This is a genomic window from Kitasatospora sp. NPDC048298, assembly GCF_043201465.1.
Taxonomy (GTDB): Bacteria; Actinomycetota; Actinomycetes; order Streptomycetales; family Streptomycetaceae; genus Kitasatospora.
The window spans coordinates 323587-337057 of record NZ_JBICYZ010000001.1 but is presented as its reverse complement, the minus strand read 5'-3'; the positions used below and the strand labels follow the sequence as shown (position 1 = coordinate 337057).

Annotated in this window: 12 protein-coding genes; 7 read left to right on the top strand and 5 right to left on the bottom strand. The window is 69.1% G+C overall.

What is annotated here, in order from left to right; all coding sequences use genetic code 11:
- Positions 1–77 precede the first annotated feature (77 nt).
- Positions 78–1643: a recombinase family protein gene (locus tag ACGF0D_RS00805; RefSeq protein WP_392913365.1), complete on the top strand. Its 1566-nt coding sequence runs from the start codon at positions 78–80 to the stop codon at positions 1641–1643.
- A 345-nt stretch (positions 1644–1988) separates the two neighbouring features.
- Here ACGF0D_RS00805 and ACGF0D_RS00800 read toward each other — a convergent pair whose 3' ends face one another.
- From ACGF0D_RS00800 to ACGF0D_RS00785, 4 genes are all read right to left on the bottom strand, one after another.
- Positions 1989–3176 carry a serine hydrolase domain-containing protein gene (locus tag ACGF0D_RS00800; protein ID WP_392913363.1) on the bottom strand — a complete coding sequence of 396 codons (1188 nt, stop codon included), beginning with the start codon at positions 3174–3176 and terminating at the stop codon, positions 1989–1991.
- 91 nt (positions 3177–3267) lie between these two features.
- The gene (locus tag ACGF0D_RS00795; RefSeq protein ID WP_392913361.1) at positions 3268–3699 is read right to left on the bottom strand and encodes an erythromycin esterase family protein; all 432 of its coding nucleotides are present in this window, start codon (positions 3697–3699) and stop codon (positions 3268–3270) included.
- 172 nt (positions 3700–3871) lie between these two features.
- Positions 3872–4438 (bottom strand): TetR family transcriptional regulator, encoded by a 567-nt coding sequence (locus ACGF0D_RS00790; RefSeq protein ID WP_392871085.1) that lies wholly within the window; start codon positions 4436–4438, stop codon positions 3872–3874.
- 316 nt (positions 4439–4754) lie between these two features.
- Positions 4755–5246: a hypothetical protein gene (locus tag ACGF0D_RS00785; protein WP_392913359.1), complete on the bottom strand. Its 492-nt coding sequence runs from the start codon at positions 5244–5246 to the stop codon at positions 4755–4757.
- A 79-nt stretch (positions 5247–5325) separates the two neighbouring features.
- On the opposite strand from ACGF0D_RS00785, the gene ACGF0D_RS00780 reads away from it, so the two are divergent.
- Positions 5326–5742, top strand: coding sequence for a PPOX class F420-dependent oxidoreductase (locus ACGF0D_RS00780; protein WP_392913357.1), 417 nt, complete (start codon positions 5326–5328; stop codon positions 5740–5742).
- 138 nt (positions 5743–5880) lie between these two features.
- Complete coding sequence (locus ACGF0D_RS00775) at positions 5881–7383, top strand: MFS transporter (RefSeq protein ID WP_392871093.1); 1503 nt, start codon at positions 5881–5883, stop codon at positions 7381–7383.
- A gap of 437 nt (positions 7384–7820) precedes the next feature.
- Here ACGF0D_RS00775 and ACGF0D_RS00770 read toward each other — a convergent pair whose 3' ends face one another.
- Positions 7821–8543 carry a DUF4331 family protein gene (locus ACGF0D_RS00770; RefSeq protein ID WP_392913355.1) on the bottom strand — a complete coding sequence of 241 codons (723 nt, stop codon included), beginning with the start codon at positions 8541–8543 and terminating at the stop codon, positions 7821–7823.
- 121 nt (positions 8544–8664) lie between these two features.
- Between ACGF0D_RS00770 and ACGF0D_RS00765 the strand changes: the two genes are divergently transcribed.
- The 4 genes from ACGF0D_RS00765 (at position 8665) to ACGF0D_RS00750 (ending at position 13225) form a co-directional block, all read left to right on the top strand.
- Complete coding sequence (locus ACGF0D_RS00765) at positions 8665–9162, top strand: hypothetical protein (RefSeq protein ID WP_392871097.1); 498 nt, start codon at positions 8665–8667, stop codon at positions 9160–9162.
- A gap of 167 nt (positions 9163–9329) precedes the next feature.
- Positions 9330–10406 (top strand): terpene synthase family protein, encoded by a 1077-nt coding sequence (locus ACGF0D_RS00760; RefSeq protein WP_380454473.1) that lies wholly within the window; start codon positions 9330–9332, stop codon positions 10404–10406.
- 63 nt (positions 10407–10469) lie between these two features.
- Positions 10470–11861 carry a cytochrome P450 gene (locus ACGF0D_RS00755; RefSeq protein WP_224279314.1) on the top strand — a complete coding sequence of 464 codons (1392 nt, stop codon included), beginning with the start codon at positions 10470–10472 and terminating at the stop codon, positions 11859–11861.
- A 287-nt stretch (positions 11862–12148) separates the two neighbouring features.
- Positions 12149–13225, top strand: coding sequence for a polyprenyl synthetase family protein (locus ACGF0D_RS00750; RefSeq protein ID WP_392871103.1), 1077 nt, complete (start codon positions 12149–12151; stop codon positions 13223–13225).
- Positions 13226–13471 lie beyond the last annotated feature (246 nt).

Here is a 13471-nt window from a genome sequence, read left to right as displayed (position 1 = left end):
CTTTTCGATAAAGGTCCACCCGTTCGAGTGCAGCTTGTTCGAGGGTGCCCGTTGGCCTTGGCGGTAGGGGGAGACCCATGGGCATCATGACGGTGTTGGCGCCGGTTCGGGCGGTGGTGGGTTCGCGTGTGTCGGACACACATGGGGACGAGGGCAAGGTCTCGCATCTGGTGCAGGCGGAGTCGGCGACTCGGCGCGCGGTCTCGAAGGAGTGGGAGATCGTCGGGTCCTTCGAGGACCTGGACGTCTCCGCCGATGTCACGCCGTGGAAGCGCCCGGACCTGGGCCCGTGGCTCACCGAGCGCCAAGGCGAGTGGGACGCGATGGTGTGGGCGAAGGTCGACCGGGCATTCAGGTCCGCGAAGGACTGCGCGGACGTGGCGCACTGGGCGGAGGAGAACCACAAGGTCCTGGTGTTCACCGACGACGGGATCACCCTGGACTACCGGCAGGGTCGGGAGTCGTCGTTCGGGAACGAGCTGGCGAAGGTCTTCCTGATGCTGGCGTCGATCTTCGCGGAGATGGAGCTTAAGCGGATCAAGGCCCGCGTCACCGCTGCGCACAAGCACCTGCGCAAGACGGACCGCTGGGCCGGCGGGCAGCCGCCGTACGGCTACCGGATCGTCGACCGCCCCGGGGGCGGCCGAACTCTCGAACCGGACCCAGTGACCTCCGAGGCCGTCCGCTACATGGGCAAGCTCCTCCTGGAGGGGCAGAGTCAGTGGATGATCGCCACCGCTCTGGAGGCCGCTGGCTTCGACACCCCGTCGATGCACGCGTTCAAGAACCAGGGCGAGTCATACACGAGCAAGCGCAAGACGCCGCCGTCGAACCACTGGAACCCGACCAGCGTGGGCAAGATCCTGCGCTCGCCGGTGACGATGGGCCTGAAGCTGACCGGTCGGTCCGTGAAGGCGCGCAAGATCGCCCGGGACGCGAAGGGCCTGCCGATCCGGATGGCCAAGCCTCTGTTCACAGAGGAGGAGTGGGCCGCCGTCCAGGCGGCGATGGACGAGCGCGGGATCACGAAGGAACGCTCTAACGGCGCCTCGCCCTGGCTGGGCGTTGCGCACTGCGACCGCTGCGGCGACCGGTTCTATCGGCAGGTGAACCTGGCCAAGAACGGCAAGATCTACGAGTACTACCGGTGCGCGAAGACAGCCGGCAAACCAGCGTGCAAGGGCCAGTCCGTCAAGGGCGAGCGCGTCACTGCGGCGATCACGGCTCTGGTGGAGCGCTTGGCCGGGTTGGCGATGACGGTGCGCAGGTTCATCCCCGGCGAGGACCACACCGAGCAGCTCAACCACGTCACGGCGGCCATGAAGGACTTGCGCGAGGAGAAGCGCCGCAACCTTTTCGACTACCCCGGAGGCGACGACGAATACTCCGAAGCCCTCGAAACCCTGGTCGACGAACGCCGCCGCCTCGCAGCCCTCCCGCAACGCCCCTCCACCTGGGTGGAAGTCGAGACCGGCCAGACCTTCGCGGATGCCTGGGCCCAGCCCGACCAGGACGACCGCCGCCAACTCCTTCTCGGCCTCAAGGCCCGCCTCTACATGACCCCCACCATCGAAGGCTGGTACCTACCCGCCGAACTCCAAGCACGAGCGCCGGAGCTGGAACGGACTGGAAGCTCGGCGTAGCTGGGCAGGTACTCGGCTAGCTCGCTGCCGCCGAACTGTGCCAGAGTGGCTGATCCGCGTAGACGGTCCTCCAGTGTGTGGCGCCGGCCTGTCAGGTACCGGCTGTGCGCTCATTAGGGGCGGCACACCGCTGCTTGAGTCCTCCATACCGATCAGATTGCCGATGACCGGAACCTGCTGTCGTTGGCCGAAAGGCGGTGGGCATGGTTCGGAACCCGTAGTGTGCACGCGACACGCGCTTCGCGTCGAAGTGGAGTGTCCGATTCGGGTGTGTCTGGGTCTTCGGCACCTGGCGCGAACAGCCGTCGTGTCGTCGGGTCTCCGGCGGCCACCCGGAGGTGTGGTTCAACGGCACAGGGCGGCGTTCATGACGTCGTCGAGCTGCGCCGAGTCGTCGCCGGTCGACTTGAGGGTCAGGGTGACGCTGACGGCGTGGCCGTCGTCGGTGACGCCGGCCCGGGTCCGGTAGCCCGGGATGTTGCCGTTGTGGCCCCAGAAGACGCCTCCGCAGGGCAGGGGCATGCTCGACAGGCCCAGTCCGTAGCGGACGCCGGGGCCGGCGTCGTCGGCGGGGACGGTGGTGCGCATCTGGGCGAGCTGGGCCGTCGGAAGGAGGCGTCCGCCCAGCAGGGCGGTGTAAAAGCGGTTGAGGTCGGAGTCGGTGGAGACCAGCTGGCCTGCCGCCCAGGCCCAGGAGGGGTCCAGCTCGGTGAAGTCCCGCGGCGGTGCGCCCGGGGCGTCCCGGTAGTAGCCGTTGGGGTGGGGTTCTCGGATGGTCTGGTCGCCGGGGGCGGGGAAGTAGGTGTGGCGCAGCCCGATGCGCCGGATGACGCGCCGGTCGATCTCCTCGGCGAGGGGGCGGCCGGTGACCTGCTGGACGATCAGCCCGGCCAGCAGGTAATTCGTGTTGCTGTACTGCCATTTCGTGCCGGGGGCGAGGTCGGATTTCTGGGCCAGGGCCAGGTCGAGGACGTCGCGGGGTTCGAAGTAGTGGTGCCGGATGGCGGCGAGGTCGGCCATCCGAGGGGAGAGCATGTACTCGGGGAGTCCGCTGGTGTGTTGGAGGAGTCGGCGGACGGTGATCAGGCGGCCGTCGATCCCCTCGCCGCGGACCAGGCCCGGCAGGTAGGTGTCGACCGGTTCGTCGAGGCCGACCTTTCCTTCGGCGACGAGCTGCAGCATGACCACCGCGGTGAACACCTTGGTGTTGCTGCCGATCCGCACCTGCCCGTCGACCGGCACCTCGGCACCGGTGGCCGGGTCGGCGACGCCCGCGGTGTAGTTGCGGGTACGCCCGTCGTGGTCGGTGACGCTCGCCAGCGCGGCGGGTGCGATGCCGTCGCGCACCAGCGTGTTCAGGCCCTGCTGGACGGCGTCCGGTCGACCGGCGGCGAACGCGCCGGGCGGTGCCGTCGCCCCCGCCGTCAGGACGCCGACGGCCGCCACGGCTGCCACCGCCGCGGCCACTGCCGTCCGGCGGCGACCGCTGCGCCGCCGGTCGGCGCCCCGTCCTTGTCGTGCCTGCCCGTGCATACGTCAACTCCTTTGGAGCGGTGGGGAAATGATCTGACCGTCGGCCGGGTCGGGGCGTCCAGGGCGGCCCGACCCGGCCATCGGTGTGGTGCTACAGCGTGCCCGCCTCGCGGACGCTGTGGAGGTGGACCAGGACGTCGTAGGCCTGGCCGACGGCGAGGTCGTCACCCTTGTCGGCCGGGTATATCGCACCGAAGCTGTACGTCGGGCGCGCGACGTTCAGCCACTCCTTGGCGGCGGGCGGAGCCTTGCGCAGGTCGACGTAGTAGTCGCGGAACCGGATCTGGTCGAGCGTGTACTCGTTGGTGTCGGGAGCGGCCGGGCCGACGGTCCACTTCTTCCAGGGGGTATCGGCGACCGAGCCATCGTTCTTGTCCTTGGAGAGGAAGGAACCCTGGTCGAAGGAGGCGCCGATGACGAGGTAGTCCTTCTTCAGGATGCCGCGGAGGATCGAACCCTGGCTCTCCGGATACATCACGGGGTCGGAGGTCGCGTAGCCGGCGTGATCGTCGTGGGCCGACATCGGGACCACCCGGCGCTGCGGCGCCCGTGAACGCACCGCCCTGACGCCGGCACGGCAATGTAGCGGGTCAGGTGCGCGCATCCCGACCCATCCCCGCCGCGTGACCCGGCAACCCGGCGAACGTGTGCGGTCACCGCGGTACGTGGCGGAGGCGAGTGATGCACGCCGCCCCTCACAGGAGGCGCCGCACGGCCTCCATGATCGCGTTCCGGCAGTCCTCCGGGTCCGACGTCAGGACAGTCGTCGCCGGCATGCTCGCGGCATTCGTCGGGCTCCAGGCCGAGGCGATGGCCAGGACGAGGGTGAGAAGTGTGGCCGGGGTGAAGCCCGGTGTGCCCACTCCGCCCTTCCGAACCGCTTCCAAGGAGGCGAGCTTGTCGTCGTGGGTCTGCTTGGCGACGGCAGGGTCCCGTTCCACGGCAGTGCCGCGTTCCAGCCGGTGCCAGGTCGCCAGGCGGAGCACCTCGGGGTGCTTCTGGTAGAAGTCGAACAGCCGCCCGGCGTAGCCCGGCAGGTCGTCAGGTGTGAAGGGCACCATGTCGAGGCCGCGCCCGAGGTGTGCGTCGAAGACGGCGTCGAAGAGCCCGTCCTTGTTGCAGAAGTAGACGTAGATGAGGTTCTTGTTCGCCGAGGCGACCTTGGCGATCCGGTCGACGCGGGCTCCCGCGATCCCGTACGCCGCGAACTCCTGGGTCGCTGCGTGGAGGATGCGCGCCTTCGTGGCCTCGGCTCGGGACATGGGAGTCATGCTAACAGCGCCTACTGGATCTTGCCGGGGCGTAGGACCCGTTGCCCTCGCCAGGTGAGCGCGTTCGCCGCTGGAACCACGGTGGATTCGTTTGAGACATGAGGCGATTCGTTCGGGAGTCCCGTCGGTGGTCTTGCTCCGGGTGAACCGGTGAGGGGGAGAAGTGCCTCGCCGGAACGGTGAGTTGCCACCGCCCGGCGATGACCGGGCCGACGGTCGGCGCGATGCGCAGACCCACGACGAGGCAGGCCGGGGGACCGCGGCGACGTGCTCCTCGCGATCAGGGACCGGTACGCAGCGTGTGTCGTCACCGCAGTCCGAAGGCGTCGATCACTGCCTCGGAGGCGAGCAGCATGACGGTGCACCACAGGGTGACACCGGCCATCAGCCAGCCGATCAGCCGCCACCGGGGCAGGCCCAGCGCCGTGCCAAGCATGGCCGATCCCCAGGTGCCGAAGAGCGCAGGCCCGATGATGCCGAAGCCGATCACGCCGTACCGGTTCACCAGGCGCCGGGCCCGTCGGCCGGTGGGGCCGTCAAGGCGGTTCCGGCGGTTGCGGCGGTTGCGGCGGTTCTCGGGCGGCGGCCCGGCGGTGACGGGTCGCCGCTTCGAGCGCCAGAGCAGCCAGCGGGTACGCAGCCACCCGGCCGCGAAGACGGCGGACAGCAGGCATCCGGCCGCGCCGAGGAGTACGGCGACGAGCGCGACGGGCGGGGGGAGGGGGATCGAGAGGCCGAAGGGTACGGCCGGGGTGCCCAGGGCGAATCCGGCGAGCACGGCCAAGGCGAAGTTCAGCACGCAGCACTCCTCATCTGGGGGACGGGCGCCACGTCGGTTCGCGGCGACAGTGACTTAACTAACCAGTTATGCTATCGCGGTGACCACCTCACCATCCGCCTCAGCATCCTTGCCGGGCAGTTCGGTTGAACGACTGGCGGCATCCAGGTACGTACTTCTCACGACGTTCCGCCGGGATGGGCGGGCCGTGCCCACTCCGGTGTGGGTGATGGGGGACGGGGACTGCCTGGCCGTGTGGAGCGCGGCCGACGCCGGCAAGGTCAAACGGATCCGCAACAGCGGCCGGGTGACCGTCGCTCCCTGCAACTGGCGGGGAGTCCCGAAGGGGGAATCCGTGCCCGGTGTCGCCGAGTTGCCCGCCGACCGGGACACCGTCCACTACCTCGACCTGATGAAGCGCAAGTACGGCCTCGTCGCGCGGGTCGGCTTGCTGGGCAGCCGACTGAAGGGGTCCGGGTACCGCGCGGTGGGCATCCGGATCCGACTCGCGGAGTGACCCTCGCGGACCTCCGTCGCATCCGGCCATCGCTCTTTGCCCGAAGTCGTGTTGACGGTCCGTCGGATCTCGGGCAGCCTTGCCTCGGAATATTAACCATCCAGTTAGTCAATCTATTTCGAACGGAGTGGCACCGCCATGTCGGCATCCACCACTGAGCTCACCAGCATCCCGCCCGAATCAGGACCCCCGTCCCCGCGGTCCTCGCTGCGGTGGTGGGCGCTGGCCGTGATCGGCCTGGCCCAGTTGATGATCATGCTGGACGCCACCATCGTGAACATCGCGCTGCCGTCCGCCCAGGCCGACCTGGGCTTCTCCGACAACGACAGGCAGTGGGTCGTCACCGCCTACGCACTCACCTTCGGCAGCTTGCTGCTGATCGGCGGGCGTGTCGCCGATCTCTTCGGCCGCAAGCAGGCCTTCCTCGCGGGTGTCATCGGATTCGCCGCCGCCTCGGCGCTCGGCGGAGCCGCCGGCAGCTTCGAACTCCTGGTGCTGGCCAGGGCGATCCAGGGCATCTCGGGTGCCCTGCTGGCCCCGGCGGCCCTCTCCCTGCTGACGACCATCTTCACCGACGTCAAGGAGCGGGGCCGGGCCTTCGCGATCTTCGGTGCCATCGCGGGCGCCGGCGGCGCGCTCGGCAACCTGCTCGGCGGCCTGCTGACCGAGTACCTCAACTGGCGTTGGACCCTCTACATCAACCTGGCGTTCGCGGCGGTGGCGCTCCTGGGCGGTCTGCTGCTGATCGAGCGTCAGTCGCGGGCGGAGCAGCGCCCCAAGCTCGACGTCCCCGGTGCGGTACTCGTCACCCTGGGGCTCTTCGGCCTGGTCTACGGGTTCTCCAACGCCGAGTCGCGCGGGTGGAGTTCTCCCGCCAGCTGGGGTCTGCTGGTCGGAGGCCTCGCCCTGATCGCCCTCTTCGCGTACTGGCAGTCGACGACGGCCGGGCCGCTGCTGCCCCTGCGCATCCTCCTCGACAGGGATCGAGGCGCCTCCCAGATCGCCATTCTGGTCGCCACCGGAGGCATGTACGCGGTCGCGTTGTTCCTCGCCTACTACATGCAGCAGACGCTCAAGTACACCCCGGTCGAGGCGGGGCTCGCCTTCCTGCCCATCCCCGCCGCGCTGGTCGTTGCCTCCGCCCTGGCCGTGGGGGTCCTGATGCCCCGGGTGGGGCCGAAGATCGTGATTCCCCTCGGGATGGCGCTGCTGGGCGTGGGCATGGTCTGGTTCACCCGCCTGGATCTGGACAGCACCTACACGGGAGGCATTCTGCCGCCGCTGCTCGTCCTGGGCCTCGGTCTCGGCCTGGTCTACGCGCCGGCGATCGACCTGGCCACCTACCGGGTTCACGAGGATGACGCCGGGGTGGCCTCCGCGGCGGTCAACACCTCGCAGCAGATCGGTGGTTCGTTGGGGATCGCCGTTCTCAACACGCTCGCGGCGACCGCCGCGGGCAGCTATCTCAGCAGCCGGCAGGCCACGCCCGAGGTGATCGCCGGGGCGGCGTTGCACGGCTACTCCACCGCGTACTGGTGGGCGGCCGGCCTCGCAGCCGTCGGGCTCGTCGTGACCTTCGCGCTGTACCGTCCCGGTGTTCGGGAGAAGTCCCCCGACGCGGTGAAGGCCGTCGCCATGTGACACCTGCTCCACGAAGTCCCTCCATCCTTGAACCGCAAGCAGCCCCCGGGGCCGTGCCGCGCCCCTCGGGGGCCGGTCGCCGCCCCGGGGGCTGCTTGGTCGGGCCGCCCTTGAGCGACTGATGGCGGAAGCCGAGTACGGCACCCGCAGTCCTCCCCGGGCTCCGGGGGCGGCACGGCACGAAGCCGCCTCGGCCCGAAGCCCGGCAGGACGGTGCGTAGGGCCTGTTCGGCGGCCTGCGGGTCGTAGTCCCCGAAGTGCTGGAGGACGGCGGACCAGGGTTCGCGGTAGGTGGCCCAGTCGTCGGCGGGCTCGCCGGCGTTGTAGGCGTCCTTGACCTCTTCCGCGTTGAAGTACGCGGTCAGGGAGGGGTGGGCGCCGCGGTCCACGGACGTCAGCTGCCCGTTCTGGCGCAGGCTGACCCGGCCCCAGATGGGTCAGCCGATCTCGGGGTGTGCGCCGAGTTCGGCGTTCGGCACTTCCAGGACGATGGCGAAGACGTTCTTGTCGGCGCCCCAGTCCACGCCGGTCCACTGGAACTTGGCGACGATGCCGTCGAGGTCGGCGAAGAACGGGTCGCTGCGGAACCCGGCGTAGAACGTGTACGGCCCGGAGTGCGCCGCGGTGGTCTCGGCGCCGAAGTTCACCGGCACGTCGATGAAGAGCTCCTGGCCGAGGGCCTCGTGGGAGCGGGCCTGCTCGTCCGTGGCCCGCAGGACGGTGACGCCCTGCCGGCCGTCCTCAGGCGGGGAGAAGACGAAACTGTACGCCACGTCGGAGCGGTGGTCGCCGTCGGTGTCGACGTTGACGCGGTAGACGGCGTCCGGGTGGAACGCTTGGCCGCCGGTGGGGGCGACCGGGTTGACGTTCAGGATCAGCACGGTCCGGTCGCCAGGCACGGTGAAGGCGAACAGGTCCGTCATGTCGAGGCGGGCGTCGTCCAGGGGGAGCGGAGGTTGGGGCCGCTGAGGTGATGAGACATGCCCACCAGCATGAGCAGCCCTGCCCCTTCGTGCCCGGCTGGCGGGCTCTTCGTGCCGCGGATTCACACCGATGCCGCCCCGCCGCGTCCGTCGGGCCGTGCTGGTGGAGCGGGTCACCGAGCGGGCTCCCCGCCGCCGACGCTGACGGCCGCGCCTTGTTGCCGGCCCGCTGTCCATCGATTGTCTGCCGGGACGCCGGGCCCAGGCGCGACCCGGGGTGCCGCGGCCGTGTTGACCAGGGCGTTGACTGTGCGCCGACGAGGTCGTTGATCGCTCGTCTACCAGTCTCCCCGACGGTATGTCAGGTCCGGTCACGGGCTCGGCGGCTTCCGGGCGGGGCCGCCGGCAGACGACTCAGGAGGACTCGCATGTCCCGTATTCCCCTTCGCGTCCGCGCCGCGGCCGTCGCGGCCCTGGTGACGGCCGTCGCGCTGCCCTCGCGGGCACGGCCACCGCCTCGGCGGCGGTTCCCACCGGTGTCCAGAGCTCGCAGAGCTCGATCCTGGGCGCCGATTCGCCCACGACCTGGGCCGAGAAGAACGGCGGCTACATCCAGATCAACTGGACCCCGCCGAACAACGTCGGCAAGTACGACTGGATCGGCCTCTACAAGCGGGACCCGAACGCCATCGGCATCGACAGCTACGAGACCTGGCAGTGGGCCTACAACCACGGCACCTCGTACCTGACCAGCGTTCCGGCGGTCAGCGGCGACTACTGGACGGCCTACATCTCCTACGACTACGCCTCCGGCCAGTACCGGCTGATGTCCTCGCAGATGAACATCCTCGCCTGAGCGGTGGCCCTGCGCCGCTTTCCCTCAACATGTTCGGTCCGAAAGAAGGAGAAGACCATGAAGGTCTCCCGCCCAAGGCCGTCCAATGCTCCGGGTTGATTCCGAGGGCCACTCCAGAATTACTGTGACATTCCTGCCGCCCAGTCCTGCCCGAAGGGATTTTTGGCATGACAACCGTGCGCCGCACACTTGGCGTTCCGCCATTTTTCTGCCCTTTGCCCGACGCCGTGTACGACAAGCCGGAGGAAATAGATGCCGGCGCCGTCGCCTGGATGTTCCGGCAAGGGTTCCGCAAGGAGGGTGACTGGCTGCCGCGCATGAATGCGGGTTCGTACACCGCACACTGCATGCCGTACGTCCTCGACCGGTGCGCCGAGATCATCACCTATGTCATGTACTGGGGCGGCGCCTGGGACGACGACCTCGACGTGATCCCGGGGCTGGACCAGCCCGCACCGCTGACGGTCCACGTCAGCCGTCTCAAGCACATCCTCGCCTCGCCCAAGTCCGTCGTGCCGCCCGGAGACGCGTACCTCTCCTCTTTCCAGGACTTCTGGAACCACATCTCCACCGTGTCGACCCCGGGCCAGCTCGAGCACCTGCGCCAGGGTTTCTGCAGCTACTTCGACGGCGTGCTGTGGAAATGTGCGAACCAGAGCCTCGGTGAACTCCCCGAACTGGGCGACTACCTGATCATGCGTGGCAACGATGTGGCCGGCCCCTGGCTGACCGCACTCACTCCGATCGGCGGCGGCTACGAACTGACCGCAGCCGAACGCCTCGATCCCCGGGTGCGCGCCGCCTCCGAAGCCGTATCCGTCATCGTCGGTCTCGACAACGACCTGATCTCCATTCACCGGGAGAATCTCCAGGGCTTGTTCGACCAGAACGCCATCAGCATCATGGTGCGCGACCGGCAATGCACGCCCGAGGAAGCGGTCGCCGAGGTCCGCGCGCTGCGCGACCGAATCATGTCCCTTTATCTGAATCTGCGTGACCAGGTCTCCGCGACTGCCCGCCCGGAACTGCGGCGATACGTCCACGAGATCGGCTACTGGATTCGCGGGCACATCATCTGGGCGGACTTCACCACCCGTTACTGCGCGCCTGTCGACCCGGAGACCGGCGAAGAACAGGACTTCGGTGGCTACGGCCTGGTCTGGGCCGACGAGCCGGCTGACGCCAACCCTGCGCCCCTGCCGATTCCACAGATCGCCTGGTGGTGGGACCAGTTGGAGAAGTGACAGCGGCGACGCAAAGTCCGACAGGTCCACAAGTTCGCCACTAACCGCATGGAGGTTTGTTCCGTGACAGGCCAGGAAACCCGCAGTTACACGAAGGGCAGCGCACCGAATGCCCTGCCCGTGCTCGGGCACGCGAATCAGCTGCGCAGCGACCCGCTCACCTTCCTCCGATCACTGCCCGAGCAGGGCGATCTCGTGAAGATCATGGTGGGGCCGACCCCCATGTACATCGCGTGCCACCCTGATCTGGTCCACGAGATGCTGACCGACAAGGTCAAGGACTTCGTCAAGGGCGGTCCCGTGATGGACCGCGTGCGCACGGTCCTCGGAGACGGGCTGGTCACGGTCGACGGCCTCGTCCATCGCAAGCAGCGACGCCTGATCCAGCCGTCCTTCCACCCTGCGCGCATCGCCGAGTACGTCGGCATCATGCAGAAGCAGGCAGCCGTGTCGGCTCATGAATGGCCGGAAGGCAAGAACGTCGACCTCCTGATGCAGATGGGCAACCTCAGCGCCGACGTGGCGTTGAGCTGCCTCTTCTCCGAGCCCGGTGAGGGCGAGGTGCGCCGGGGCGGTCACCACGGTCTCCCGACGGCCCTGAACACCGTGATCGACGGCATGTTCTTCCGCATGCTCAACCCGCTGCCGGCGCTGTCCTTCCTGCCCACTCCCGGCAACCAGCGCTACAAGCGGGCGGAGGCGCAGCTGCACCAGGTGGTGAACGAGACCATTGACCGCTACCGCCGCTCGGGCGACGGCGGCGGTCTGTTGCGCACGATGATGACGGAGGTCGACGAGGAGGGGCACCGCTTCACCGACCAGGAGCTGCACGACCAGTCCATCACCCTGCTCCTCGGAGGCGCGGAGACCACCGCCGTCCTGATGTCGTGGATCTTCCACCTGCTGCACGAGAACCCGCAGGTCGCCGCCAAGTTGCACGCGGAGCTCGACGAGGTGCTGGCCGGCCGCCCGGTGACGGCCGAGGACCTGAAGAAGCTGCCGTACACCCGCAACGTCGTCGCCGAGGGTCTGCGCCTCTACCCGCCGGCCTGGCTGCTCAGCCGTCGTGCCGCTGTCGACACCACGCTCGGCGGGCTGCCCGTGCCGGCCGGCACCGAGCTGTCGTACAGCCCCTTCCTGCTGAACCGGGACGCCCGCTACTTCGACGCCCCCGACAGCTTCGAGCCGGACCGGTGGCTCACCATGTCGACCACTCCGCGCAAGGGCGCCTACCTGCCCTTCGGCGCCGGGAACCGCAAGTGCATCGGTGACGCGTTCGCCCTCACCGAGGCCCAGGTCATCGTGGCCACCGTGGCCCAGTACTGGAAGCTGGACCGCGCCCCGGGCACCCGCCCCACGCGCGCCCTCGTGCGGATGAGCCTGCGTCCCGACCAGCTCACGGTGGTGCCGACCCGTCGGCAGCCGGCACGCGAGCCGCAGTCCGCCGCGAGCTGAACCCGTTCCGTTCGACCGACAGGGGCCCGGCGGGTGCCGCACCGGGCCCACCCCTGCCCGGCATGCCCTCCACCATGTGAACCCGCATGTACGGAGGGCATGCCATCCGGCGCGGCCCGAACACCCACCGCTCGCCCCTCCCTCGGCGACCCGCACCTGCGGTGCGGCCCGGCGACTGCCGGGACCCTCCTTCGCCCGGCCGGAAAGTGATGCCTCTCGGCGCTTTCCCTCCCATGCCACGTCCTTGCGGACGCGGCCACATGGTCTTGACGAACAGGAGTAACGACATGAACCCGACCACCAGCCTTCGCGAGCCGGGAGCCGACGCCCTGGACTCGGTTCATCTGCGCGGCCTGATAGACGAGCGATTGAACGCCTTCCTCGACGCCAACTGCGACAGGCAACCCCACCTGGTCTCGCTCATCGAGCACCTGCGTGGCTTCCTGACCGCCGGCGGCAAGCGCATCCGGCCGCTCTTGTGCATGGTGGGCTGGCACGCGGCGGGCGGATACGGCGACACGGGGCCCGTCATCGGCGCGGCGGCCTCGCTCGAACTCTTCCACGCCTTCACCCTCATCCACGACGACGTGATGGACGCCTCCGACACCCGGCGTGGCCGTCCGACCCTCCACCGGACGCTGGAGACGGGTGCGGACGCCACGACCGCCGAGCGGTTCGGCACCAATAGCGCGATCCTGCTCGGCGACCTGGTCATGGTGTGGTCGGACGAGCTGCTGTACTCCAGCGGCATCGACCACGAGCGACTGGTCGCCGTCCGACCGCTGCTGGACGCCATGCGCACCGAGGTGATGATCGGTCAGTACCTGGACCTGCTGGCCACCGGGAAGCCCAACGAGGACGTCGAACGGTCGCTGGCCGTGATCCGCTACAAGACGGCGAAGTACACCGTGGAGCGGCCGCTGCACATCGGCGCGGTCCTTGCCGGAGCGGACCAGGCCCTGCTGGACGTCTTCACCGCCTACGCCCTTCCGATCGGCGAGGCCTTCCAATTGCGCGACGACCTCCTCGGCGTCTTCGGCGACCCGTCCAAGACCGGCAAGTCGGTCCTGGACGACCTGCGGGAGGGCAAGGCGACCGCTCTGATGGCACACGCCCTCCACGTCGCCGGCGCCGAGCAGGCGCGGGTGCTGAGGTCCCTGGTCGGCGACCCGGACCTGGACGAGGCAGGTGCCGAGACGGTTCGCGGGATCCTGCGGGCCACGGGCGCCGCCGACAAGGTAGAGCAGATGATCACCGATCGTGTGCAGCGTGCCCGGCGGGTCCTGGACGAGACCCCGTTCCCGGACGAGGTCAGGAAGACCCTCGAAATCTTCGTCACCACCACGACACTCCGGACCACCTGAGCACCACGTCGGCGCGGGTCGCCACCGTCCCGGCGCCGCCACACGCGTCGCTCGCCTCGCGAGCCCACCCCGTCCGGAACCCGCTGCCGGGGGCGACCGGGGGAGAACCGGCCCGGCACCCGCCAGGGACGCGGTTCCGCGAGCACGCACCGTCGGGTGCGGCTCGACGCCCTGGCCCGCCCTGCGCGATGACATCGCTCGCGCCGGCGGCCGCGACCGCCGGCCACGGTGGTCCGGGGGTGGCCC

Coding starts and splice junctions, on each gene's coding strand:
- ACGF0D_RS00775 (WP_392871093.1), top strand. CDS start 5,881: ATGTCGGCATCCACCACTGAGCTCACCAGCATCCCGCCCGAATCAGGA.
- ACGF0D_RS00750 (WP_392871103.1), top strand. CDS start 12,149: ATGAACCCGACCACCAGCCTTCGCGAGCCGGGAGCCGACGCCCTGGAC.
- ACGF0D_RS00765 (WP_392871097.1), top strand. CDS start 8,665: ATGTCAGGTCCGGTCACGGGCTCGGCGGCTTCCGGGCGGGGCCGCCGG.
- ACGF0D_RS00790 (WP_392871085.1), bottom strand. CDS start 4,438: ATGTCCCGAGCCGAGGCCACGAAGGCGCGCATCCTCCACGCAGCGACC.
- ACGF0D_RS00800 (WP_392913363.1), bottom strand. CDS start 3,176: ATGCACGGGCAGGCACGACAAGGACGGGGCGCCGACCGGCGGCGCAGC.
- ACGF0D_RS00760 (WP_380454473.1), top strand. CDS start 9,330: ATGACAACCGTGCGCCGCACACTTGGCGTTCCGCCATTTTTCTGCCCT.
- ACGF0D_RS00795 (WP_392913361.1), bottom strand. CDS start 3,699: ATGTCGGCCCACGACGATCACGCCGGCTACGCGACCTCCGACCCCGTG.
- ACGF0D_RS00805 (WP_392913365.1), top strand. CDS start 78: ATGGGCATCATGACGGTGTTGGCGCCGGTTCGGGCGGTGGTGGGTTCG.
- ACGF0D_RS00770 (WP_392913355.1), bottom strand. CDS start 8,543: ATGGACAGCGGGCCGGCAACAAGGCGCGGCCGTCAGCGTCGGCGGCGG.